Origin of the sequence: Parendozoicomonas verongulae (assembly GCF_009711465.1) — a bacterium.
Classification (GTDB): domain Bacteria; phylum Pseudomonadota; class Gammaproteobacteria; order Pseudomonadales; family Endozoicomonadaceae; genus Sansalvadorimonas; species Sansalvadorimonas verongulae.
In genome coordinates, this window is the sequence record NZ_SMME01000816.1 from 1 (window position 1) to 24,348 (window position 24,348).

The 24,348-nt window shown below is 51.5% G+C and carries 21 protein-coding genes and 1 tRNA gene; 6 read left to right on the forward strand and 16 right to left on the reverse strand.

What is annotated here, in order from left to right; translation table 11 throughout:
* Nucleotides 1-88: 88 nt before the first annotated feature.
* The 3 genes from fusA to rpsL all read right to left on the reverse strand — a co-directional run bounded on the left by fusA (nt 89) and on the right by rpsL (nt 3,273).
* On the reverse strand, nt 89-2,203 hold the full coding sequence (gene fusA, locus E1189_RS09725; protein ID WP_329601967.1) for an elongation factor G: 2,115 nt from the start codon (nt 2,201-2,203) through the stop codon (nt 89-91).
* A 24-nt stretch (nt 2,204-2,227) separates the two neighbouring features.
* Nucleotides 2,228-2,698: a 30S ribosomal protein S7 gene (gene rpsG, locus E1189_RS09730; protein ID WP_155159884.1), complete on the reverse strand. Its 471-nt coding sequence runs from the start codon at nt 2,696-2,698 to the stop codon at nt 2,228-2,230.
* A gap of 200 nt (nt 2,699-2,898) precedes the next feature.
* Nucleotides 2,899-3,273 (reverse strand): 30S ribosomal protein S12, encoded by a 375-nt coding sequence (rpsL, locus tag E1189_RS09735; protein ID WP_155159885.1) that lies wholly within the window; start codon nt 3,271-3,273, stop codon nt 2,899-2,901.
* A gap of 501 nt (nt 3,274-3,774) precedes the next feature.
* Here rpsL and E1189_RS23875 point away from each other — a divergent pair.
* Entirely contained in the window at nt 3,775-3,960 is a 186-nt protein-coding gene (locus tag E1189_RS23875; RefSeq protein WP_196221359.1) for a hypothetical protein, read from the forward strand.
* Between the two features lie 21 nt (nt 3,961-3,981).
* Here the strand turns inward: E1189_RS23875 and E1189_RS09745 are convergent, their stop codons facing one another.
* Nucleotides 3,982-5,391 (reverse strand): DUF945 family protein, encoded by a 1,410-nt coding sequence (locus tag E1189_RS09745; protein WP_155159887.1) that lies wholly within the window; start codon nt 5,389-5,391, stop codon nt 3,982-3,984.
* Nucleotides 5,392-5,483: 92 nt separating this feature from the next.
* Here E1189_RS09745 and E1189_RS09750 point away from each other — a divergent pair, with 92 nt between their 5' ends.
* Nucleotides 5,484-6,191, forward strand: coding sequence for an HAD family hydrolase (locus tag E1189_RS09750; RefSeq protein WP_155159888.1), 708 nt, complete (start codon nt 5,484-5,486; stop codon nt 6,189-6,191).
* A gap of 54 nt (nt 6,192-6,245) precedes the next feature.
* Here the strand turns inward: E1189_RS09750 and E1189_RS09755 are convergent, their stop codons facing one another.
* Both E1189_RS09755 and E1189_RS09760 read right to left on the reverse strand, forming a co-directional pair.
* Nucleotides 6,246-6,710, reverse strand: coding sequence for a YjiG family protein (locus E1189_RS09755; protein WP_155159889.1), 465 nt, complete (start codon nt 6,708-6,710; stop codon nt 6,246-6,248).
* Nucleotides 6,711-6,715: 5 nt separating this feature from the next.
* Nucleotides 6,716-7,405: a nucleoside recognition domain-containing protein gene (locus tag E1189_RS09760; protein WP_155159890.1), complete on the reverse strand. Its 690-nt coding sequence runs from the start codon at nt 7,403-7,405 to the stop codon at nt 6,716-6,718.
* Nucleotides 7,406-7,693: 288 nt separating this feature from the next.
* Here E1189_RS09760 and frdA point away from each other — a divergent pair, with 288 nt between their 5' ends.
* Genes frdA through frdD form a run of 4 tightly spaced genes read left to right on the forward strand, consistent with a single transcriptional unit; the run spans nt 7,694 to nt 11,025 of the window.
* Nucleotides 7,694-9,499, forward strand: coding sequence for a fumarate reductase (quinol) flavoprotein subunit (gene frdA, locus E1189_RS09765; RefSeq protein WP_230460306.1), 1,806 nt, complete (start codon nt 7,694-7,696; stop codon nt 9,497-9,499).
* Entirely contained in the window at nt 9,499-10,299 is an 801-nt protein-coding gene (locus E1189_RS09770; RefSeq protein ID WP_408014716.1) for a succinate dehydrogenase/fumarate reductase iron-sulfur subunit, read from the forward strand. Before frdA ends, E1189_RS09770 begins: the two co-directional genes overlap by 1 nt.
* 1 nt (nt 10,300) lies before the next feature.
* Entirely contained in the window at nt 10,301-10,696 is a 396-nt protein-coding gene (locus tag E1189_RS09775; protein ID WP_155159891.1) for a fumarate reductase subunit C, read from the forward strand.
* Nucleotides 10,693-11,025, forward strand: coding sequence for a fumarate reductase subunit FrdD (gene frdD, locus E1189_RS09780; protein WP_155159892.1), 333 nt, complete (start codon nt 10,693-10,695; stop codon nt 11,023-11,025). Before E1189_RS09775 ends, frdD begins: the two co-directional genes overlap by 4 nt.
* Nucleotides 11,026-11,179: 154 nt before the next feature.
* Here frdD and rpoC read toward each other — a convergent pair whose 3' ends face one another.
* The 10 genes from rpoC to E1189_RS09830 form a co-directional block, all read right to left on the reverse strand.
* Complete coding sequence (rpoC, locus tag E1189_RS09785) at nt 11,180-15,376, reverse strand: DNA-directed RNA polymerase subunit beta' (RefSeq protein ID WP_155159893.1); 4,197 nt, start codon at nt 15,374-15,376, stop codon at nt 11,180-11,182.
* 80 nt (nt 15,377-15,456) lie between these two features.
* Entirely contained in the window at nt 15,457-19,536 is a 4,080-nt protein-coding gene (rpoB, locus tag E1189_RS09790) for a DNA-directed RNA polymerase subunit beta (RefSeq protein ID WP_155159894.1), read from the reverse strand.
* A 644-nt stretch (nt 19,537-20,180) separates the two neighbouring features.
* Nucleotides 20,181-20,555, reverse strand: a complete 375-nt coding sequence (gene rplL, locus E1189_RS09795; RefSeq protein ID WP_155159895.1) for a 50S ribosomal protein L7/L12 — start codon at nt 20,553-20,555, stop codon at nt 20,181-20,183.
* 84 nt (nt 20,556-20,639) lie between these two features.
* Nucleotides 20,640-21,170 carry a 50S ribosomal protein L10 gene (gene rplJ / locus E1189_RS09800; protein ID WP_155159896.1) on the reverse strand — a complete coding sequence of 177 codons (531 nt, stop codon included), beginning with the start codon at nt 21,168-21,170 and terminating at the stop codon, nt 20,640-20,642.
* 292 nt (nt 21,171-21,462) lie between these two features.
* Nucleotides 21,463-22,158, reverse strand: a complete 696-nt coding sequence (gene rplA / locus E1189_RS09805) for a 50S ribosomal protein L1 (RefSeq protein ID WP_155159897.1) — start codon at nt 22,156-22,158, stop codon at nt 21,463-21,465.
* Nucleotide 22,159: 1 nt separating this feature from the next.
* On the reverse strand, nt 22,160-22,591 hold the full coding sequence (rplK, locus tag E1189_RS09810) for a 50S ribosomal protein L11 (protein WP_155159898.1): 432 nt from the start codon (nt 22,589-22,591) through the stop codon (nt 22,160-22,162).
* A gap of 188 nt (nt 22,592-22,779) precedes the next feature.
* Nucleotides 22,780-23,313, reverse strand: a complete 534-nt coding sequence (gene nusG, locus E1189_RS09815) for a transcription termination/antitermination protein NusG (RefSeq protein ID WP_155159899.1) — start codon at nt 23,311-23,313, stop codon at nt 22,780-22,782.
* A gap of 9 nt (nt 23,314-23,322) precedes the next feature.
* Entirely contained in the window at nt 23,323-23,694 is a 372-nt protein-coding gene (gene secE, locus E1189_RS09820; protein ID WP_155159900.1) for a preprotein translocase subunit SecE, read from the reverse strand.
* A gap of 43 nt (nt 23,695-23,737) precedes the next feature.
* Nucleotides 23,738-23,813: transfer RNA gene (locus tag E1189_RS09825), tRNA-Trp, on the reverse strand.
* 177 nt (nt 23,814-23,990) lie between these two features.
* On the reverse strand, nt 23,991-24,348 hold a 358-nt coding region (locus E1189_RS09830; RefSeq protein ID WP_456238836.1), incomplete at its 5' end, for an EF-Tu C-terminal domain-related protein.

The following is a 24,348-nucleotide window of genomic DNA, read 5'->3' on the forward strand; positions in this document are numbered from 1 at the left end:
ACCGATGGTGCCGACGTTTACGTGCGGCTTAGTACGTTCAAACTTTTCCTTTGCCATTTTCACTTACCTTCTTGCGAGTCTGAAAAAATTAACCCTGGTTAGCCTTGATCACCGCTTCCGCGATGCTGTTTGGAGCTTCTGCGTACTCTGCAAACTCCATGGTGTACGTTGCACGCCCTTGAGTGGCGGAACGCAGATCGGTGGCATAACCAAACATTTCACCCAGAGGAACCTGAGCGTTAATAGTCTTACCAGCAGGGGTATCTTCCATACCCTGAACAAGACCACGACGACGGTTCAGGTCGCCCATAACGTCACCCATGTAGTCTTCAGGTGTTACCACCTCAACTTGCATCATAGGTTCCATCAGCACAGGCTGAGCCTGTGGTGCGTACTTCTTCAGTGCCTGAGATGCGGCGATTTTAAACGCCATCTCGTTGGAGTCAACCTCGTGGAAGGAACCATCAAACAGACGAGCCTTCAGGCCCAGCAGAGGATAGCCGGCAATAACACCGTTCTGCATCTGTTCTTCGATACCCTTCTGAACAGCAGGGATGTATTCCTTAGGAATCGCACCACCAACGATTTCGTTGATGAACACCAGACCTTCTTCGCCTGCATCGGCTGGGGAGAACTCAACCACAACGTGACCATACTGACCACGACCACCAGATTGCTTGGCGAATTTGTGGTTAGCTTCAACGCTGGACTTGATCTTCTCACGGTAAGCAACCTGAGGCTTACCAATGTTTGCTTCAACCTTGAACTCACGACGCATACGGTCAACGAGTACGTCCAGGTGAAGCTCACCCATACCGGAGATGATAGTCTGACCAGTTTCCTCGTCAGTCTTCACACGGAAGGAAGGATCTTCCTGGGCCAGCTTGCCCAGTGCGATACCCATTTTCTCCTGGTCAGCCTTAGACTTAGGCTCAACAGCTACAGAGATCACAGGCTCTGGGAATTCCATACGCTCCAGTACGATGGGGTGCGCAGGATCACACAGAGTCTCACCAGTGGTTACATCTTTCATGCCGATCAGGGCAACGATGTCACCAGCCAGTGCTTCTTTGATCTCTTCACGGTTATTGGAATGCATCTGCACCATACGGCCGATACGTTCCTTCTTGGACTTAACGGAGTTGATTACAGAGCTACCGGAAGTCGCAATACCAGAGTAAACACGGGCGAAGGTCAGAGTGCCAACAAATGGGTCGGTAGCAATCTTGAACGCCAGCGCAGCGAAAGGAGCGTTATCGTCAGCTTCACGAGCTTCCATAACTGGCTCACCTTCGGCATCTTCACCAACGATACCTTCGATAGCCTTAACCTCGAGAGGGGAAGGCATGTATTCGATAACAGCATCAAGAACAGCTTGAACGCCTTTGTTCTTGAACGCAGAACCGCCGAATACCGGGATGATCTCGTTAGCCAGGGTCCGCGCACGGATACCAGCCTTGATTTCTTCCTCGGAGAGTTCACCTTCTTCCAGGTACTTCTCCATCAGCTCTTCGGAAGACTCTGCAGCAGACTCAACCAGGTATTCGTGCATTTCTGCACACTGGTCTGCCATGTCGGCAGGGATGTCTGCGTATTCGAAGGTCATACCCTGGTCAGCTTCATTCCACAGAATGGCCTTCATCTTAACCAGGTCAACAACACCCTTGAATTCGTCTTCGGAGCCGATAGTCATCTGCATAGGTACAGCGTTCGCACCCAGACGGTCCTTCAGCTGGTTTACGACCATCATGTAGTCGGCACCAGTACGGTCCATCTTGTTTACGAATACCATGCGAGGTACTTCGTACTTATCAGCCTGACGCCATACGGTTTCAGTCTGAGGCTGTACGCCTGAAGAACCACACAGAACAACTACAGCACCATCGAGAACACGCAGGGAGCGCTCTACTTCGATAGTAAAGTCAACGTGTCCGGGAGTATCGATGATGTTTACACGATGCTCGTCGAACTGGGCATCCATACCACGCCAGAAACAGGTGGTAGCAGCGGAGGTGATAGTGATACCACGCTCCTGTTCCTGCTCCATCCAGTCCATGGTAGCGGCGCCGTCGTGTACTTCACCAATCTTGTGGGACAGACCGGTGTAGAACAGAATGCGCTCGGTGGTAGTGGTCTTACCCGCGTCGACGTGGGCACAGATACCGATGTTACGGTAACGGCGTATCGGGGTTTTACGGGCCACGACTCAATCCTCTGAAAGAACGTATTAGAAACGGTAGTGGGAGAATGCCTTGTTGGCTTCTGCCATACGATGCACGTCTTCACGCTTCTTAACTGCTGCGCCTTTCTTCTCGGCAGCATCAAGCATTTCGCCAGCAAGACGGAGGTCCATGGACTTCTCGCCACGCTTACGTGCAGCATCAACCAACCAGCGCATAGCCAGAGCCATACGACGGGAAGGGCGAACTTCTACAGGCACCTGGTAGGTGGCGCCACCAACACGACGGCTCTTAACCTCAACCACTGGAGAGATGGTTTCCAGTGCAGCTTCAAACACTTCCAGAGCATCCTTACCGGAACGCTCCTGAATCTTGTCCAGTGCACCGTAAACGATACGCTCGGCTACGGACTTCTTACCGTGAACCATTACGTGGTTGATGAACTTAGCCAGAACCTTGTTCTGAAACTTAGGATCTGGAAGTACTTCGCGCTTAGCGACGACTCTTCTTCTTGGCATGACAATATGTCCTCGATTTTCAGGTTAGTCCGAGATCAGGCTTCGACTCGGCCTTACTCTTCAACCAGATGCAAAATAATCTGATTCAGCCACAATCGCAGCATGTCGACGCTTTCGATAATCACATCAGCAGAAAACTGCTCAAACAATGATAGAAGCGCGCTGCAATTTTTCTTGTGACTTAAAAGCTAAGGCCTAAATCAGGACTTAGGCTTCTTGGTACCGTACTTGGAACGGCCCTGGCGGCGATCGTTAACACCCTGAGTATCCAGAGTACCGCGAACGGTGTGGTAACGAACACCTGGCAAGTCTTTTACACGACCGCCACGGATCAGAACAACGGAGTGTTCCTGCAGGTTGTGGCCTTCACCACCAATGTAGGAAGTCACTTCAAAGCCGTTGGTCAGACGCACACGGCAAACTTTACGCAGTGCGGAGTTTGGCTTTTTAGGGGTAGTGGTGTACACACGGGTGCAAACGCCACGCTTTTGTGGGCAGCTTTGCAGCGCAGGCACGTCGGTCTTCTTGACCTTGCGCTTGCGAGGCTTGCGAACAAGCTGGTTAATAGTTGCCATTAGGCATACTCTCCAATGAATGAACTACTGTTTCTAAAAACAATACGATTCCAGCACTCAGAGGAATAAGCGCCAGAATCAAAAGAATCAGGTAAACCTGACTCGTTTTAATGCGCTTTACCCAACTACTTGTTTCTGCACCTGCTTTCGGAAAAGAGGCTGACAAGTATGGGCTGGGCACATTAAAAGGCACCGGATTTTAAATAGAGTGAAATTCCCCGTCAAGAAAAGCTCGCTCTCTCTGCCAATGTATTTACCGGACTCAGGTCAATTTCAGAAAGGATTGATACGACTAGCAACCACGGAAGAGTATATACACGTATGAAACAAGCAACCTGTTTCCTTCTGCTTTTATGGGCATCTCACGCAATTTCCCCCGCATATGCCTCGAGAGAATCGTGGTACCAGAACGTATGGTGCGACGGTGTCGGGGGAGAATCAGAGGTTAAACTGCCTCAGGGACCGCGTGTTGACTGTGTTACAAAAACTCACGCCATTGAGGTGGACTTTGCTCATAAATGGACGGAAGCCATTGGACAGTCTCTTTATTATGCCGAACTGACAGGCCTGAAAGCAGGCATTGTGCTCATCCTGAAGAGTCACAGTGATACCCCTCATCTGGATGCTGCACAAAAAATCATTCGTCGTTACAATTTACCCATCAAACTATGGCCTCTGGGGCCATAGTTTGATGAGTAGTACAAGCTCTTAGAAAGCTGTCATAAACTCCAGAGGCTTAAACGTCACACCGTTAAGAGTGATATTTTTGCCATCGAAGCGAGCATCCAGCGAAAAGTCCTTCTGCCACTGTTTCTGCACCTGCGCCATTTTCACCCGGCAACTGTTATCAGTACAGCTTTCTCCCAGGAAGTGCCCCTTCTTAATCAGCTGGCCACATATACCAGCTATCATATCTACCTGAACAGGATCAGAAACCTGCATAGCAGAGAAGCTATGGCAGCTCCAGTCAATCAATTGCTCATCCAGCTGAACACCTACTTCTCCATTAAACACACCCATCAGGCCACCACCGGCCACTGCAGGATTATTACCAGACTCATCCAGCACCTGGCGCCAAACATCTCCGGCCCCTTCCTTCGCAGACATGGAAAAGTTCATTGAGAAAACACCATGGCCGGTATCCAGAGTCAAATCCTCAAGGCTGTATGCTGGCTGACCATTCATAAGGGCGTAAATGGCATCCATAACGTCCTGATTAGCCTTCTCATGACCTGTAGCCTCCGACTCTTGCACAGCGCGCACAAGATTTTTCAGGCCACCTATATCAAGATTTTCCAGGCTGGAGCTCAACTCCACTTTTTTGAGTACAGCCTCATCTCGCCCCTCAATATGAATATTGCCTGTGGATAAGCTGAATTTCGTTCCAGCAACCCCATTGCTATCACTATCCCTGCTGTTGATAACGAGGTCAGCAATACTTGCCGCCTGCTCTTCACGACCATCCAGTACCAGCTCCATCTTTGGCACGTCAACACTCAAGGACTCATCCTGTTGATCCCAGTGAAGCGTTGATGGTGAGGTCTCAATCTGAAATGACTGACGAGTAGCATCCTCGACCCGAACAGTCAACGGAGTGACTTGAAATTCCTGTACGCGGCTGCGAGGGTCACCATCAAAGGAAACGGTATAACTATCGAGGGCAGCTACTACACCCTCTTCTCCCTGTACCGGCAAAACAGACGGCGCCATGTCCACCGCCCCATGCACGCTCCCCAAGAGGGACATACCTCCGGTGAATTCGCCGCCATAAGAGTACTGAGAATCCTCCTCTCCCTGTGTAAATTGAATATCACCATCAATTTCCACAAGATTAGGGAGATCCATAACGCCACCATGAAGTATTGTGCCGTTCAGCTTAATCACTTCATGACTCAGTGAACGAAGCCCTTCTCCTTGAAAGCGCGCAGTTACCTGACTCTCGGAGAAGCCCCGGTCATAGTGCAGTTCAACAAGGTCATAACCACCCTGTTCAGCCATGACCTCAAGCTGAGAGCTAATCATCTGTTCAGCAATGCGGGCAGATACAGCAGGCCATGCAACCAATGCTCCCGCCCCCAGTACAACACACGCAATGCCAACCCTGGTTTTTATACTCACCTTTATATCTCCACAGATGATGTGCTTGGCGCCCACATTACCACACTAAGAGTGATATACTGAGGGCTTATCCATTCAGCTATACCACCTCCATGACCCATTCCTCCTCCGTCGTCATAGCCTTCGATGCGGATGACACCCTCTGGCCAAACGAACCTTATTTTCGCGAAGCTGAAAAGGAAGTCCTGAAATTACTGGAGCGCTACTACCGTGGCAACAACCTGCTCGATCACCTTTATGCACAGGAAGTGAAAAACCTTCACATCTTTGGCTATGGCGCCAAAGGCTTCACCCTCTCCATGATTGAGAGTGTGATCGAGCTTTCTGAAGGCCGGGTAACCGGCGCTGAAATTCAGGATATTATCGAGCTGGGCAAATCCATCATGACTTACCCCATCCAGCTCCTTGATGGTGTTGAGGACACTCTGAACACCCTGAAAGACTTTCAGCTCATGCTTATCACCAAAGGCGATCTATTTGACCAAGAGAGTAAGATTGCCCGCTCCGGCTTAGCCGATCACTTTGATGCTGTGGAAATTGTTTCCGAGAAAAATGACGAGACATACACACGCCTGCTCCAGCGTCATAAAATCAAGCCTGAAAACTTCTGGATGATTGGTAATTCACTAAAGTCTGACGTATTACCCACCGACCGTATCGGCGGAACGGGTGTTTACATCCCCTATGAGTCTACATGGGTTCATGAATCAGTCTCCGACGACCATGCGGCTGAACACCATTATCACGAGCTAGAAAGTATCCGCGACGTCCCTGCCCTTGTTCATAAAATTCTGGGGTAACGCAGACAAAAAAGGGAAGCTAACAAGCCTCCCTGCACTATCACTTCACATTTATTACACCAGAATATTCATAATAAACATGGCGAGAAAAGCGTTGAGGATGCAGATACCAAACATCACAGGGATCTTGCCGGCCTCGGTACCAACAACACCCAGAATACGACCCGCATACTGAACAATAGAACCCATCAGGTAGATAGCCGGAGCCAGAATAGCCAGATGATCGCCAGTCAGAGCACCGGAATCAAACAGGCCAACCGCCACCCCCACAGCGCCCCCCATGGACATCATCGCACCCATCAGAACGGCAGCCGCTTCTCCGGGCAAGCCAACCAGTGCCATAACCGGCGCAAACACCTGGCCAATCATGCCCAGAGCCCCCGTAATCACCAGCCCCTTGATGATTACGAAAGCCATCATCACATTAGGAATGGTACTGGACACTGCGATATTCCAGCCTTTACGGGCACCGGCAACAAACACGTCGGTAATCATTGGTTTTTTTGCAGCTTCAGACATCTGACTTATCCCCGTGCAGCAGCAGCTTTAGATTCAACAACATCGCCTTTTTTCTTAGCGGAGAAGCGCAGGCCGAAGCGCATCAGGTTGGCACCCACAATCTTCATGATGAACATCACTGCCACACACAAACCGATAGATGCGGTTACAGCTGGAGAGCCATCAGCATTAGTCAGAGTAAAGAGAACCGCACCAGAGGAGAAAAAGTTCACCAGCATCGCGCCACCAGAGAACTGAAACATAGTGAAAGTGTCGCTTTCATCCTTGGTTATTTTACCTTCATCTAACAGACCGCGTGTGATAGAAGAACCCGCATCAGTAGACTGCAGAGAAGCAATCAGTGCCAACGCGCTCTCACCGGGCACACCCAGGACTGGGCGCAAGACATATGAGAGCAGCTTGCGCGCAGCATCCAGGGCACCAAAATGCTCCAGCACTTCAATCATTGCCATGGCGAACATAACAGTAGGCACCAGAGTAAAAGCGAAGATAAAACCGTCACGGGCACCACCGCCCCCCGAGCCACGGAAGCTACCCAGATCACCAATACGGCCAAAAGCACCATTCAGGGTGGTAAAATCAAAAAGCCCCCACCATTCATTGGACTTCAGAAGTCCGGAGAAGAAGACAATAGCAAAACCAAGGGCAATCAAATTACCCAAAGTCACCTTGTTTTCTTTTGCATCGTTAGACATAAGTATTCCAGAGACTTAAAAGCTTGAATAAGCATTTTTTACCTCATCAGAAGGTGAATCTTTTTTGATCTATGTCCGTATTTTGTAGGCGCCTGACGCAACTTTCCCCCCACCTGACAAGCTCCTTACTGAGTGCAGATTTACTTGACAAAATTTGAACTATTTTTGACGTGAAGGCGGGGCAGTTATTGATTCCCGTCATGCCTTACGCCTGTATCAGTTATTAGAATACCTGCCACCAATAACCCCCCACACGATCGGCCAGGATCTATTGGATAAGAGATCTGCATGCTGGCGTATGGATTAGTACCTGAGGCTGCCATGCAGGTTGTCAAAGCAGACATTATCGTTGTAGGAGCCGGTGGCGCAGGCCTTCGAGCCGCCATCGCTGCCGCCGAGAAAAACCCAAATCTTGATATCGCTCTGATTTCCAAGGTTTACCCCATGCGCAGTCACACTGTTGCTGCAGAGGGTGGCTCCGCCGGTGTGGTTCAATCACACGACTCTCTCGAAAACCATTTTATCGATACCGTAGCCGGTGGTGACTGGCTCTGTGATCAGGATGTTGTTGACTACTTTGTTGCCAACTCCACAGAAGAAATGATTCAGCTGGAGCACTGGGGTTGCCCCTGGTCCCGTAAAGATGATGGTGATGTGAATGTTCGTGCCTTCGGTGGCATGAAAATTGAGCGCACCTGGTTTGCAGCGGACAAGTCTGGCTTCCACATGCTGCACACCCTGTTCCAAACCTCCATCAAGTACCCTAACATCAAGCGTTACGATGAGTTCTACACTACTGATCTGATCATCGAAGATGGTCGTGCACAGGGCGTAACCGCTATCCAGATCAACTCTGGTGCACCTCACACCTTCCTGGGTAAAGCTGTTGTCTTCGCGACTGGCGGCTCTGGCCGTACTTTCCGCTTCAATACCAACGGTGCCATCGTAACCGGCGATGGCCATGCTATGGCTCTGCGCGCTGGCGCGACTCTACGTGACATGGAATTTGTTCAGTACCACCCAACCGGCCTGCCAGGTTCCGGCGTACTGATGACCGAAGGCTGCCGTGGTGAAGGTGGTATCCTGCTGAACAAAGATGGCTACCGCTACCTGCAGGACTACGGCCTGGGGCCAGAAACCCCTGTTGGTCAGCCAAAGAACAAGCACATGGAGCTGGGCCCACGTGACAAACTGTCCCAGGCTTTCTGGCAGGAGCAGCGTAAGGGCCGCACCATCGAAACGCCACTGGGTGATGCTGTTCATCTGGATCTGCGTCACCTGGGGGAGAAGAAGCTCATGGAGCGTCTGCCTCTGATCTGCTCCCTGGCCAAGAATTACATGGGCGTTGACCCTGTTCACCAGCCAGTGCCTGTACGTCCTGCTGTTCATTACACCATGGGGGGTATCCGTGCGAATCTGGATTGCTCTACCAGCATTCCTGGCCTGTTCGCTGTGGGTGAATGTGCGAGCAACGGTATGCACGGTGCTAACCGTCTGGGTTCCAACTCTCTGGCAGAAACCGTTGTATTCGGTAAGGTGGCCGGTGAGAGCGCTATCGAGTTTGCCAGGCACGCAACACAATCCGACCAGACCCGTCTGCTGGATCACGCCAATGCCAACCTGGATCGCATTGAGAAGATGCGTAACGCCAACGGCACCGAGAAAGCATCCCATATCCGTCACGACATGGTTAAGACCATGGAAACGACTCTGGGCATCTACCGTATCGGTGAAGAGATGCAAGAGGGTGTGGACAAGATCACTGAACTGCGTGAACGCTTCAAGAATGTAAAAGTTGAAGACAAGAGCAAAGTGTTCAACACCGAACTGCTGCAAGCTTTTGAACTGGAAAGCAGCCTGACGGTTGCTCAGGGTATGGCCATCGGCGCTCTCAACCGTAAAGAATCCCGGGGGGCACACCAGCGTCTCGACGGCTTTGAAAAGCGTGACGACGAGAACTTCCTGAAGCACTCTCTGATCACACTGAACGACAAGGGCGAAGCCACTCTGTCTTACGAAGATGTGAACGTCACTCGCTTCCAGCCTGCAGCCCGTACCTATGGCGCAGCCGCTGAGAAAGGGGAGCAGAAGTAATGACCGATATGATCAAGACCAACGACCGCACCATTACTCTTGAGATTCTGCGTTACAACCCGGAGTCTGACGAAGCACCAACTTTTGGCACCTTTGAGATTCCTTATGTAGAAGACTGGTCTTTACTGGATGCTCTGGAATACATCAAGGATGAAATGGATTCCAGCCTGTCTTACCGCTGGTCCTGCCGTATGGCTGTTTGCGGAAGCTGCGGCATGGTTATCAACGGCAAGCCTCAGCTGGGCTGCGAAACGTTCCTGCGCAGCTACTATCCGGAAAAGATGCGCATTGAGCCTCTGGCTAACTTCCCCATCGAGCGTGATCTGGTTGTTGATTCTTCCGACTTCATCAAGAAGCTGGAGTCTGTGAAGCCTTACATCATCGATGCCGTTGACGCGACCAAGGCCGCTCCCAAGAAGAAGCAGCCTGAAAAGACGTCTACCGGCGTTTACAAGCAGAAGCCTGCTGAGCTGGGTCTGTACAAGCAGTTCTCCATGTGCATCAACTGCATGCTGTGCTACTCCGCTTGCCCTCAGATGGGTCTGAACCCACTGTTCACTGGTCCAGCAGCCCTGGCTTTGGGACATCGTTACAATCTGGATAATCGTGATCAGGGTGCTGACGAGCGTACTGAGGTGATTCAGGACAAGAACGGCGTTTGGTCTTGTACCTTCGTAGGTTATTGTTCCGAGGTTTGCCCGAAGAATGTTGACCCCGCTGCCGCTATTAACCAAAACAAAGCACAGGGTGCTCAGGACTGGGCCCTCTCCTTCCTGATGCCACGCAAGGGAGATAAGTAATATGAGCCGTCGTCCCTACGTACGTCCCATGCCAGGCAACTGGTTCATGAAGCACCCGGCTTACCGGTTCTATATGCTTCGCGAATCCAGCTGTGTTTTCAACCTGCTGTACTGCATCAACCTGCTGAACGGCCTGTTCAAGCTGGCCGCCGGCCCGGATGCCTGGAACGCATGGATGACCATGCAGGGCAACCCTCTCATGGTTGTGTTTGCACTGGTGACTCTGGGCCTGACCCTGATTCACACCATCACTTTTGCCAATATGGCTCCACGTGTTGCTCCTCAGCAGGTGCGTAAAGCTGTGGGCGACATGCCAATCCGCAACGGTCTGCTGGGTGGCGTCGTTGTTGTTAACATCGTGATCATTGCCCTGGCCGCTATGGGAGGTACCGCATGAGCAAGCCTAAGCACATTGAACCACTTCTGTGGAGCTTGTTTGGCGCCGGTGGTATGACCATTGCCTTCTTCATGACCGGTATTATCCTGTCTCTGGTATTTTTTGATGCCAGCACTCTGTCGTACGAGCGTATGCACGCTTTCTTCATGGAAAGCTGGATTGGTCGCCTGAGCATTATCGTTGCTCTGGTACCAAGCTACTGGGGCTGCATCCATCGTGTATACCACGGTATGCATGACCTGCAGATCCACGCGGGTAACGGCATCAAGGTACTGTGCTATGGCTTTGCAATGGTTCTGAGCATTGCGACTGTTGTGGTCGTCATTTAAGCAGAGATTGAAACCCAAAAGGCCGGTTAGCTGAAAAGCTGACCGGCCTTTTTTATAACTACGGATGTTATACGGCTTGCAAAGCGCAGACACAAAAAAACCGGCCAGCTTTCACTGACCGGTTTTTGGAGGGCCTTGGAAAAGGAAACGCGGATTAAGCGTCGCCTTGACTCAGAGCTTCAGACAGAGCGGCTTCAACGTCGGAAGCAGAGATAGTGACTGTCTGCTCCTGATCGCGCTTGCGACGCTCTTCGTGGTAGGACAGACCGGTACCAGCCGGAATCAGTCGACCCACAACAACGTTTTCCTTCAGACCGCGCAGGTGGTCGGACTTGCCGGTTACTGCAGCTTCGGTCAGTACTCGTGTGGTTTCCTGGAAGGAAGCCGCAGAGATAAAGGATTCTGTTGCCAGAGAGGCCTTGGTGATACCCAGCAGAATGCGTTCAAACTTCGCAGGGAAGCGGTCGGTTGCATTCATTTCGTCGTTCACTTCCAGAACCTTCACGTATTCGATCTGCTCACCACGGATCAGATCGGAATCGCCGGAATCAGTCACTTCGACCTTACGCAGCATCTGGCGCAGGATAGTTTCGATGTGCTTGTCGTTAATCTTAACGCCTTGCAGCAAGTAAACTTCCTGAATCTCCTTCACAATGTAATTGGCCAGAGCCGTTACACCCAGAAGGCGCAGAATATCGTGAGGGTTGGATGGACCATCGGAGATAACTTCACCCTTAACAACGTTTTCACCCTCGAACACGTTGAGCTGACGCCATTTAGGAATCAGTTCCTCGTAAGGATCTGCACCGTCAGTTGGAGTGATCACCAGACGCTTCTTACCCTTGGTTTCCTTACCGAAGGAAACAACACCGGAGATTTCCGCCAGAATGGAGGATTCTTTCGGCTTACGGGCTTCAAACAGGTCGGCCACCCGTGGCAGACCACCGGTAATATCCTTGTTACCGGACGACTGCTGAGGCATACGTGCGATAACCTGACCGATTTCGAGAGTCTCGCCATCTTTCAGGGCAACAATCGCGTTAGCGGGCAGGAAGTACTGCGCCGGGTTGTTGCTGCCTGGCAGGGTCAGTTCATTACCGTTCTCATCAAGCAGTTCAACCGCAGGACGGATGTCCTTACCAGCTGCTGGACGATCCTTAGGATCGATAACCTCGATACTGGACAGACCAGTAATGTCATCAGTCTGACGCTTGATGGTGATGCCTTCTTCCATACCGATAAAGCGAACCTTACCAGCAATTTCGGTCACGATTGGGTGGGTATGTGGATCCCACTTCGCAACAATGGCACCAGCTTCAACACTTGCACCGTCCTTAACAGACAGAACAGTACCGTAAGGCAGCTTGTAGCGCTCACGCTCACGACCAAACTCATCTGCCAGAGCCAGCTGACCGGAACGGGATACAGCAACCAGGTTGCCATCCTTACGCTCAACAGTCTTGATGTTGGTCAGACGGATTGTACCCTTGGCCTTCACAGTGATGTTGTCCTGTGCAGCCGCACGGGATGCAGCACCACCGATGTGGAAGGTACGCATGGTCAGCTGTGTACCAGGTTCACCGATAGACTGTGCAGCGATAACACCAACAGCTTCACCTGGGTTAACGATGTGACCACGGCCCAGATCACGGCCGTAACACTTGGCACACACACCATGACGAGTTTCACAGCTAATAGAAGAACGAACCATCATTTCATCGACGTTCAGCTCTTCCAGACGGGCAACCCATTTCTCGTCGATCAGGGTGCCAGCAGTCACTGCAATATCGTCGGAGCCCGGTACGTAAACGTCTTCAGCCACCACACGGCCCAGAATACGTTCACCCAGATCCTGTACAACCTCACCACCTTCGATAACTGGGGTGAGCAGCAGACCTTTGGTAGTACCACAGTCGTCTTCCGTAACAACCAGATCCTGCGCAACGTCTACCAGACGACGGGTCAGGTAACCGGAGTTTGCAGTCTTCAGTGCGGTATCCGCCAGACCCTTACGAGCACCGTGAGTGGAGTTGAAGTACTGAAGTACACTCAGACCTTCACGGAAGTTCGCAGTGATTGGTGTTTCGATGATGGAGCCGTCTGGCTTGGCCATCAGACCACGCATACCAGCCAGCTGACGAATCTGTGCTGCGGAGCCCCGCGCACCGGAGTCGGCCATCATGTAGACGCTGTTGAAGGATTCCTGCTCTTCCTCTTCGCCTTTCTTGTTGATAACAAGATCAGTCTTGAGGTTGTCCATCATGCGCTTAGCCAGCACTTCGTTCGCACGGGACCAGATATCGATAACCTTGTTGTACTTTTCGCCCTGGGTTACCAGACCGGAAGCAAACTGGTTTTCGATTTCACGCACTTCGGAGTACGCTTCGTCGATGATCTGGCCTTTCTCTGGTGGGATAACGAAGTCGTTAACACCGATGGACGCACCAGAAATGGTGGCGTAGCTGAAGCCCATGTACATCATCTGGTCTGCGAAGATAACAGTTTCTTTCAGACCAACGTTACGGTAACAGGCGTTCAGCAGACGAGAGATCGCCTTCTTCTTCATCGCCTGGTTAACCAGTTCGAATGGCAGGCCGTCTGGCACAATCTCCCACAGCAGAACACGACCGATGGTGGTCTCTGCAAGGAAGGTGCGGGTGCTCATCTCGCCATCTTCATTCTTAACGGTTTCAGAAATGCGAACCTTAACGCGGGCGTGCAGTTCTGCAGCACCGGTGCGGTAAGCACGCAGAGCTTCGCTGATGTCCTTGAACACCAGATCTTCACCCTTGGCGTTGATACGGTCACGGGTGATGTAATACAGACCCAGTACAACGTCCTGAGAAGGAACGATGATAGGTTCGCCGTTAGCAGGTGCCAGAATGTTGTTGGTAGACATCATCAGGGCACGAGCTTCGAGCTGTGCTTCCAGTGTCAGCGGTACGTGTACCGCCATCTGGTCACCGTCAAAGTCAGCGTTGTAGGCCGCACATACCAGTGGGTGCAGCTGAATAGCTTTACCTTCGATCAGTACAGGTTCGAATGCCTGGATACCGAGACGGTGCAGAGTAGGAGCACGGTTCAGCATAACCGGGTGCTCACGGATAACCTCATCGAGGATATCCCATACAACGGGCTCTTCACGCTCAACCATCTTCTTGGCAGCTTTGATTGTGGTGGCGAGACCACGGGTTTCCAGCTTGCCGAAGATGAATGGCTTGAACAGTTCCAGTGCCATCTTCTTGGGAAGACCACACTGATGCAGGCGCAGGGTTGGGCCTACAGTAATTACGGAACGACCGGAGTAGTCAACACGCTTACCCAGCAGGTTCTGACGGAAACGACCCTGCTTACCCTTGATCATGTCGGCCAGGGATTTCAGAGGACGCTTGTTGGAACCGGTGATAGCGCGGCCACGACGGCCGTTATCCAGCAGGGCGTCTACAGACTCCTGCAGCATACGCTTTTCGTTGCGTACGATGATGTCTGGTGCGTTCAGCTCAAGCAGACGCTTCAGACGGTTGTTACGGTTGATAACACGACGGTACAGATCGTTCAGATCGGAAGTCGCGAATCGGCCGCCATCCAGAGGAACCAGAGGACGCAGATCTGGCGGCAGAACCGGCAGAACGCTCATGATCATCCACTCAGGCTTGTTGCCGGAGTTGTAGAAGGCTTCCAGCAGTTTCAGGCGCTTGGTCAGCTTCTTGATCTTGGTTTCACTGTTAGTCTGCGGAATTTCTTCACGCAGCTGATCGATCTCTTCTTTCAGTTCGATGTCTGCCAGCAGGTGCTGTACAGCTTCTGCACCCATGCGGGCGTCAAAATCATCACCGAACTCTTCCAGAGCTTCGTAGTATTCTTCATCGTTCAGCAGCTGACCACGATCCAGAGTGGTCATACCCGGATCGATAACAACATAAGATTCGAAGTACAGAACACGCTCGATATCACGCAGAGTCATATCCAGCAGCAGGCCGATACGGGACGGCAGAGACTTCAGGAACCAGATGTGGGCAACAGGGGCTGCCAGTTCGATGTGACCCATGCGCTCACGGCGAACCTTCGCCAGAGCAACTTCTACGCCACACTTCTCGCAGATAACACCACGATGCTTGAGACGCTTGTACTTACCGCACAGGCACTCGTAATCCTTAACCGGGCCAAAGATTTTGGCGCAGAAAAGACCCTCACGCTCAGGCTTGAACGTTCGGTAGTTGATGGTTTCCGGCTTTTTAACTTCACCGTAAGACCAGGAACGAACCATCTCCGGGCTGGCCAGGGAGATACGAATGGAATCAAATTCTTCCGTTTGTCCCTGGGATTTCAGCAGATTAAGTAAGTCTTTCATCGCTTCTCCTCTCAGAAGCCGGCGGATACGTGGTACCCGCCGTATTTAACCTTGAGCCTAAGATCTCTTTAAGAAACTGATTACTCAGATTCCAGTTCGAGATCGATACCCAGAGAACGGATTTCCTTCACCAATACGTTGAAGGACTCAGGCATGCCTGGTTCCATGCGATGGTCACCGTCCACGATGTTTTTGTACATCTTGGTACGACCGGCAACGTCATCGGACTTAACCGTGAGCATTTCCTGCAAGGTGTAGGCAGCACCGTATGCTTCCAGTGCCCACACTTCCATCTCACCGAAACGCTGGCCACCGAACTGGGCTTTACCACCCAGAGGCTGTTGCGTTACCAGAGAGTAGGAACCGGTAGAACGGGCGTGCATCTTGTCGTCTACCAGGTGGTTCAGCTTCAGCATGTACATGTAGCCAACAGTCACCGGACGCTCGAAGCGATCACCGGTACGGCCGTCATACAGGGATACCTGACCACTGTCATCCAGATCTGCCAGACGCAGCAGAGCCTTGATTTCAGCTTCCTTGGCACCGTCGAATACGGCGGTCGCCATTGGTACACCCTTGCACAGGTTACGAGCCAGCTCCAGAACGTCCTCATCAGAGAAGTTGTCGATGTCTTCCTTAATACGGCCGGCACCTACAACGTTGTAAATCTCGTTCAGGAACTTGCGAATCTTGGCGATCGCCTGCTGGGACTGAACCATCTCGTTGATCTTGTGACCAAGACCACGGGCAGCTGCACCCAGGTGAGTTTCCAGCACCTGTCCTACGTTCATACGAGACGGTACACCCAGCGGGTTCAGCACGATATCAACAGGGTTACCGAATTCATCGTGCGGCATATCTTCTACCGGCATGATGATGGAGATAACACCCTTGTTACCGTGACGACCTGCCATCTTGTCACCAGGCTGGATACGACGCTTGATCGCCAGGTAAACCTTGACGATCTTCAGTACGCCAGGCGCCATGTCGTCGCCAGTCTGCAGTTTTTTCTTCTTGTCTTCGAAGCGCTCGTCCAGCTGAGCACGGAGCTCTTGCAGCTGCTTCTGGGCAGCCTCCAGCTGGTTGTTCAACTCTTCTTCAGACATCACCAGACGGAACCACTGTTCGTGCTCCAGTCCGTTAAGATAATCTGCAGTCAGGACATCGCCTTTCTGAAGACCAGGTGCACGATCAATCTTCTGACCTTCAATAGCCGCCAGCAGACGGGCGAAGGTGTCACCTTCTACAATACGGAACTCTTCGTTCAGATCCTTACGAATCTCGTCCAGCTGGCTCTTCTCGATAGACAGTGCGCGGGAATCTTTCTCAACGCCGTCACGAGTGAACACCTGTACGTCGATAACAGTACCTTTCACGGAAGTCGGAACACGCAGGGAGGTGTCCTTCACGTCAGAGGCCTTCTCACCGAAGATCGCACGCAGCAGTTTTTCTTCTGGCGTCAGCTGGGTTTCGCCCTTAGGCGTTACCTTACCAACCAGGATGTCGCCTGCTTCTACTTCCGCACCCACGTAAACAATGCCGGCTTCGTCCAGCTTGTTCAGTGCAGATTCACCCACGTTTGGAATATCGGAGGTAATTTCCTCAGAACCCAGCTTGGTGTCACGCGCCACACAGGTCAGTTCCTGAATGTGGATAGTAGTGAAGCGGTCTTCCTGAACTACACGCTCAGATACGAGCATGGAGTCCTCAAAGTTGTAACCATTCCAGGGCATGAACGCGATGCGCATGTTCTGACCCAGGGCCAGTTCACCCATGTCAACGGAAGGACCATCAGCCAGGATGTCGCCGCGGTGCACAGTCTCACCAGCTTTCACCAGCGGACGCTGGTTGATGCAGGTGTTCTGGTTGGAACGGGTGTACTTGGTCATACCGTACAGATCAACACCAGCTTCGCCAGGCTGAACTTCGTCATCGTGTACACGGATAACGATACGGCTTGCGTCTACGGATTCGATGATACCGCCACGACGAGCAACCACACATACGCCGGAGTCGCGCGCTACGTTGCGCTCCATACCCGTACCAACCAGCGGCTTGTCAGCACGCAGAGTAGGTACAGCCTGACGTTGCATGTTGGAACCCATCAGAGCCCGGTTCGCATCATCGTGTTCCAGGAATGGAATCAGGGACGCTGCAACGGATACAACCTGACGTGGAGAAACGTCCATGTACTGAACATTATCCGGTGCAGTCAGGGTCACTTCGTTGCGATGACGAACGTTGACCAGTTCTTCGGTCAGTTCCATCTTGTCGTTCATTGTCGCGGAAGCCTGGGCAATAACGAATTCGCCTTCTTCAATCGCGGACAGGTAATCGATGTCGTCTGTTACCTTACCATCAACAACCTTGCGGTATGGGGACTCCAGGAAACCGTACGGGTTAGTGCGCGCGTAGGTTGCCAGAGAGTTGATCAGACCGATGTTTGGACCTTCAGGGGTTTCGATAGGACATACGCGACCGTAGTGAGTCGGATGTACGTCTCGAACCTCGAAGCCTGCACGTTCACGGGTCAGACCACCGGGACCCAACGCAGAAACACGACGCTTGTGAGTGACCTCAGACAGCGGGTTGTTCTGGTCCATGAACTGGGACAGCTGGCTGGAACCGAAGAATTCCTTGATGGCAGCAGCCACTGGCTTGGCGTTGATAAGATCCTGAGGCATCAGCCCTTCGGATTCTGCCATGGACAGACGTTCTTTAACGGCACGCTCTACACGAACGAGACCAACACGGAACTGGTTTTCTGCCATTTCACCAACGGAACGTACACGACGGTTACCCAGGTGGTCGATATCATCGCATACTCCCTTACCGTTACGGATATTAACGAGAGTCTTCATAACTTCGATAATATCGTCGTTGTCCATGATGCCAGCACCGGTATCACTTTCACGACCCAGACGACGGTTGAACTTCATGCGGCCAACAGCGGACAGATCGTAACGCTCGGCGGTGAAGAACAGGTTCTGGAACAGTTGCTCGGCGGCTTCCTTGGTAGGTGGCTCGCCAGGACGCATCATGCGGTAGATTTCTACCAGAGCTTCCATTGCATTGGTGGTGGTGTCGGCACGCAGGGTGTCGGACACATAGGAGCCGCAATCCAGCTCGTTGGTATAGATAACATCAACGGACTTCACGCCAGCAGCGAGCAGCTTCTCATAGATTTCCATGGTCAGCTCGGTGTTGCACTCAACCAGAATTTCGCCTGTAGCAGAGTGGATTACCGGCTTGGCCAGCACTTTACCCAGAATATATTCCGGTGGTGCTTCCAGAGTACTGATATTAGCTTTTTGCAACTGTCGAATATGACGTGCGGTTACACGGCGGCCCTGTTCAACAATAACGTTGCCATCGTTGTCGCGGATATCGAAGCTGGACGCTTCACCACGCAGACGCTCAGGAACCAGATCAAAAGTAACGCCGTTACTGCTGATCTTGTATTCGTTGCTTTCAAAGAACAGATCAAGAATCTGTTCACTGCTGTAGCCCAGGGCGCGCAGCAGGATTGTTGCCGGCAGCTTACGACGACGGTCGATACGCACAAAGAGGAGGTCTTTGGGATCGAATTCGAAGTCAAGCCATGAGCCACGGTAAGGAATAACCCGGGCGGAATAAAGCAGCTTGCCGGAAGAGTGGGTTTTACCACGGTCGTTATCAAAGAACACACCTGGCGAACGGTGCAGCTGGGATACAATTACCCGCTCGGTACCGTTAACAACGAAGGTACCGTTGTCTGTCATGAGTGGAATTTCACCCATGTAGACTTCTTGTTCCTTGATATCTTTGATCGCCTTGTTGGCGCTTTCCTTATCATAAATGATCAGACGCACTTTCACGCGCAAAGGCACAGCGTAGGTTACCCCACGAAGCTGACATTCCTTTACGTCAAAAGCCGGAGTACCAAGACGGTAACCGACGTATTCAAGTGCGGCATTGCCGGAATAGCTGACAATTGGGAACACGGACTTGAAAGCCGCGTGCAATCCTATATCGTTACGTCCCTCTGGACCCGTATCGGTTTGCAGAAGCTTGCGATAGGAATCCAGCTGGATTGCCAGCAAATAGGGCACATCCATGACTTGCGGCAATTTGCCGAAATCCTTACGGATACGTTTTTTCTCTGTATACGAGTAAGCCATCAGCGTTCCCCAGCTAGGTCACCTGCGGATCTGTCGTGCGCGCCTACATAGGCCACGACCTTTGTCTCGAGGGCGGGTAGCCTCTCATTCATTTTCGAAGCCATCAGAATCCTGATGCTCACGACCGGTGCTCCGGTAAACTTGGTTTGTCCGGCTCCGTTATTGAACCAAGCAGGCTCGGACCTCAACAGGATCAGGACATGGTGAAATTCACTTAACTTTTTTACGCAGAAAAAGACCTCTGCCCCACGGTACTCCCGTTGAACATGAAGTCATCTCGTTCTGTCATAAAACCGCTCGCAATATCTGCAGCAAGTCGAGTGCCTACCCCCACAAACCCGAAACCACGGGTCCTGAACCGTCAAACCAAGTTGACCAGAGCACAAATACTTTCAAACCAATTCATCATTGGCTGCTCCCGTTACCAGGAACCTTTTCCGCTTATACGTCTTATTTAATGCGGTAAACTCCACATTCTAACAAGACTATTCAGAACTGCACGCAATTTACATAAACAGTTTGAAAAACTACTTATAAAACCGTTTATAAAAAGGCGCATCCTTCACAACGGAAAAAGGCCGGTGCCAAAGGCACCAGCCATTCGGCTCATCATGCAATAAGCCTGAAGTCATGCAAAGTAGAAATTACTTGATTTCTACAGTCGCACCAGCTTCTTCCAGCTGCTTCTTCAGCTCTTCAGCTTCTTCCTTGGAAGCGCCTTCCTTCAGAGGAGCTGGAGCGCTGTCTACAACGCCCTTAGCTTCTTTCAGGCCCAGGCCAGTAGCTGCACGTACAACCTTGATTACGTTTACTTTCTTATCGCCTGCGGAAGTCAGAATTACGTCGAATTCAGTCTGTTCAGCGGCAGCAGCAGCTTCGCCAGCAGCAGCAGGAGCAGCAGCAACAGCAGCAGCGGCAGTTACGCCGAACTTCTCTTCCATTGCTTCAACCAGTTCAACAACTTCCATTACGCTCATTTCAGCAATTGCGTTCAGGATATCTTCTTTGGACAGAGCCATTTCTCTTTCTCCAGAAATCTTCAGGGTAAAACCTGTTGCCTGTTCCCAGGCAAAAAAAATTAAAAACGATGAGAAGACTGCTAATTAAGCAGCGTTCTTCTTCTCGTCGGCAACAGCTGCCATTACACGGGTGATCTTCGCTGGGAACTCGTTCAGAGTACGTGCCAGCTTGGTCACAGGTGCAATCATTACGCTCATCAGCATCGCACGCGCCTGATCCAGTGTTGGCATCTTGGCCAGAACGTCAATCTGCTCGGCACCGAGCAGCTTGCCGCCAATGGACAGAGCCTTCACTTCCAGGGCGTCATTCTCCTTAGCAAAATCCTTCAGGACACGGGCAGCAGCGCCCGGATCTTCCTGAGAGAATGCCAGGATAGTAGGACCTACCAGGGCTTCGTTCAGGCACTCAAATTCAGTACCTTGAACAGCACGCTTGGCCAGAGTGTTACGTACGACCTTCAGGTAAACACCGTTCTTGCGAGCTTCGCTACGCAGAGCAGTCATCTGGTCAACAGTCAGGCCGCGGTAGTCCGCGATTACAGCCGACAGAGCGCTTTGGGCAGCCTCATTGACACCAGCGACAATCGCTTTTTTGTCTTCGAGACCTAACGCCATGGGGCTTTACTCCAGTTTGGTAAAGTGCATAACTCACCGGGCTGCGCCTTGGGCAACAAACCCGGTGACACTTAATACGGTGAAGGGCCAATTGTCAGACAATCGATTCACCGTCTCACGCAGGAAATTAAGCAATTGAGTACTACAACATCAGAACTAACTGAAAAGCCTCTCTCACACCTGCGATCTTTGACAGTCCTCGAATGAGAGGACCCCAAAGATGGTTTGCTGATACTCATATTTCAAAAGAGCTATGAGCATAGCGAATTTTTCAATCTCGACGCAGACTGGATTAGATTTCCAGAGTGGAAGGATCGATAGTCAGGCCAGGACCCATAGTAGAAGACAGGGAGATCTTCTTCAGGTATACGCCTTTAGCGGAAGCAGGCTTCAGCTTCTTCAGTTCAGCGATCAGAGCTTCAACGTTCAGTTTCAGAGCGGAAGCTTCGAAATCTACCTTACCAACGCTTGCGTGGATGATACCGTTCTTGTCAGTACGGAAACGTACCTGACCAGACTTGGCATTTTTAACAGCGTCAGCAACGTTAGGAGTTACAGTGCCAACCTTAGGGTTAGGCATCAGGCCGCGAGGACCAAGAATCTGACCCAGCTGACCAACAACACGCATTGCATCAGGAGAAGCAATAACAACATCGAAGTTCATTTCGCCAGCTTTAACCTGAGCAGCCAGATCATCCATACCAACGATGTCAGCACCTGCAGCTTTAGCAGCTTCAGCGTTTGCGCCTTGAGTGAACACAGCAACGCGAACGTCTTTACCAGTACCGGAAGGCATGATGGCGGAGCCACGAACAACCTGATCGGATTTACGTGGATCAACACCCAGATTCACGGAAACGTCTACAGATTCCTTGAACTTAACGGTGGACAGCTCAGCCAGGATTTTGGCAGCTTCTTCGAAGGTGTAAGCCTTGGTGGACTCAACCTTTTCAGCAATCAGTTTTGCACGCTTAGTCAGTTTTGCCATCTTACACACCCTCCACGTTCAGACCCATGGACCGGGCGGAGCCGGCGATGGTGCGGATAGCAGCGTCTTCGTCTGCTGCAGTCAGATCAGGTTCTTTGATCTTGGCGACTTCCAGCAGTTGCTCGCGAGTTACGGTACCAACCTTTTCAGTGTTAGGACGGCCGGAACCCTTCTTCAGTTTCAGAACCTTCTTCAGCAGCACGGATGCTGGCGGAGTCTTGGTTTCGAAAGTGAAGCTACGGTCACTGTAAACAGTGATGATGACAGGAATTGGCATACCTGCTTCCATGCTTTGAGTCTTAGCATTGAAAGCTTTGCAGAATTCCATGATGTTCACACCGTGCTGACCCAGTGCAGGACCAACAGGTGGAGAAGGATTTGCTTTACCAGCAGCCACTTGCAGCTTGATATAAGCTTGTACTTTTTTAGCCATGATTTACCTCATAGAGGGTTCAAACGCCTCAGCCAACATGAGCCAGCTTCCGCTCCCCGAGACCGGGGCGAACCCCGGATGTCAAAAGCCCCGCAAGCTGCAATCTACACAAATGTAGTTACAAAAATGCGAGGCTCGATATTCCTTATCTCAGCCCTTTCAGTCAGCTCGACGCTGCCGGGTTAAGATTAGCCTTTCTCCACTTGGCTGAACTCCAGTTCAACCGGGGTAGAGCGACCAAAAATCATTACAGCCACCTGTAGGCGACTCTTTTCGTAATTGACCTCTTCAACAGTCCCGTTGAAGTCAGCAAACGGCCCGTCAATTACGCGAACCATTTCACCTGGTTCGAACAGGGTCTTCGGACGAGGCTTATCGCCACCCTCCTGAACCCGCTGAAGAATAACATCAGCTTCTTTTTGGGTGATCGGCATAGGCTTATCTGCCGTACCACCAATAAAACCAAGTACGCGAGGCGTATCTTTAATCAGATGCCAGGAATCTTCTCCCATCTCCATCTGAACCAGGACATAGCCTGGAAAGAACTTGCGCTCACTACGACGCTTCTGGCCGTTCTTGATTTCTACAATTTCTTCTGTAGGTACAAGAATCTCGCCAAACAGATCCTCCATGCCATACAGCTTTACACGCTCTTTTAAGCTGCGCATAACCTGCTTTTCGTATCCGGAATAGGCGTGGACGACGTACCAACGTTTAGCCATCTTGTGTCCTTATCTAATCAGGCTGCTAACAATCCAGCCTAGCAGACTATCCAGACCCCACAAAACCAGACTCATAAACAGCACAACCAGAACGACGATAACGGTAGTCTGTGCAGTTTCCTGACGTGTAGGCCATACGACCTTACGCACCTCAGCCTTGGCATCGCGAAGCAATCCCCAGAACAGCTGACCCTTTTCGGTCTGCAGAGCAACACCAATTGCAATTGCAGCCAGAATCACCAGCCCTATTACGCGGTAAAGAATAGATTCACCGCCAAAGTATGAATTCCCGTATGCTCCACCGGCAACGAGAATTGCTACAACCAGCCACTTCAACCCATCGAGGCGACTGATGTTTTCAACGTCCGTTTTACCACTCATCCAGAATATCTCAGCAGATCAGGAATTCATCCGGGAAGGGATCTGGCAGGCCATGAGAGAATCGAACTCCCAACCCCCGGTTTTGGAGACCGGTGCTCTACCAATTGAGCTAATGGCCTACTGCCTAATGAAGCCTTTCAAGCCAATAACCCTTACGGATTCCAGCCGACTCCGGGTGGCGTACTATACACGATCCCAAAGCAAATACAACACCTGAACCGACCTAGAACCCAGATCGGTTCGGCGTTTATACCATATCGGTATACGAACTGACTTTTCAGTCTAAAGCTCGTTTATTATTCGATAATTTTGGCCACAACGCCAGCACCAACAGTACGGCCACCTTCACGGATTGCGAAACGCAGACCGTCTTCCATGGCGATGGGGGCAATCAGCTCAACTTTCATCTGAACGTTATCACCTGGCATTACCATTTCAACGCCTTCTGGCAGCTCTACGTTACCGGTTACGTCGGTAGTACGGAAGTAGAACTGAGGACGGTAGCCCTTGAAGAATGGAGTGTGACGACCACCTTCATCCTTGGACAGAACGTACACTTCGGATTCGAAGGTCGTATGGGGCGTTACGGAACCAGGCTTAACCAGACACTGGCCACGCTCAATATCTTCACGCTTAACGCCACGCAGCAGGGCA

Excerpts from the sequence above, each read along its gene's own strand:
- rpsG (WP_155159884.1), bottom strand. The coding sequence starts at position 2,698 with ATGCCAAGAAGAAGAGTCGTCGCTAAGCGCGAAGTACTTCCAGATCCT.
- rpsL (WP_155159885.1), bottom strand. The coding sequence starts at position 3,273 with ATGGCAACTATTAACCAGCTTGTTCGCAAGCCTCGCAAGCGCAAGGTC.
- E1189_RS09750 (WP_155159888.1), top strand. The coding sequence starts at position 5,484 with ATGACCCATTCCTCCTCCGTCGTCATAGCCTTCGATGCGGATGACACC.
- E1189_RS09755 (WP_155159889.1), bottom strand. The coding sequence starts at position 6,710 with ATGTCTGAAGCTGCAAAAAAACCAATGATTACCGACGTGTTTGTTGCC.
- E1189_RS09760 (WP_155159890.1), bottom strand. The coding sequence starts at position 7,405 with ATGTCTAACGATGCAAAAGAAAACAAGGTGACTTTGGGTAATTTGATT.
- frdA (WP_230460306.1), top strand. The coding sequence starts at position 7,694 with ATGCTGGCGTATGGATTAGTACCTGAGGCTGCCATGCAGGTTGTCAAA.
- E1189_RS09770 (WP_408014716.1), top strand. The coding sequence starts at position 9,499 with ATGACCGATATGATCAAGACCAACGACCGCACCATTACTCTTGAGATT.
- E1189_RS09775 (WP_155159891.1), top strand. The coding sequence starts at position 10,301 with ATGAGCCGTCGTCCCTACGTACGTCCCATGCCAGGCAACTGGTTCATG.
- frdD (WP_155159892.1), top strand. The coding sequence starts at position 10,693 with ATGAGCAAGCCTAAGCACATTGAACCACTTCTGTGGAGCTTGTTTGGC.
- rpoC (WP_155159893.1), bottom strand. The coding sequence starts at position 15,376 with ATGAAAGACTTACTTAATCTGCTGAAATCCCAGGGACAAACGGAAGAA.
- rpoB (WP_155159894.1), bottom strand. The coding sequence starts at position 19,536 with ATGGCTTACTCGTATACAGAGAAAAAACGTATCCGTAAGGATTTCGGC.
- rplL (WP_155159895.1), bottom strand. The coding sequence starts at position 20,555 with ATGGCTCTGTCCAAAGAAGATATCCTGAACGCAATTGCTGAAATGAGC.
- rplJ (WP_155159896.1), bottom strand. The coding sequence starts at position 21,170 with ATGGCGTTAGGTCTCGAAGACAAAAAAGCGATTGTCGCTGGTGTCAAT.
- rplA (WP_155159897.1), bottom strand. The coding sequence starts at position 22,158 with ATGGCAAAACTGACTAAGCGTGCAAAACTGATTGCTGAAAAGGTTGAG.
- rplK (WP_155159898.1), bottom strand. The coding sequence starts at position 22,591 with ATGGCTAAAAAAGTACAAGCTTATATCAAGCTGCAAGTGGCTGCTGGT.
- nusG (WP_155159899.1), bottom strand. The coding sequence starts at position 23,313 with ATGGCTAAACGTTGGTACGTCGTCCACGCCTATTCCGGATACGAAAAG.
- secE (WP_155159900.1), bottom strand. The coding sequence starts at position 23,694 with ATGAGTGGTAAAACGGACGTTGAAAACATCAGTCGCCTCGATGGGTTG.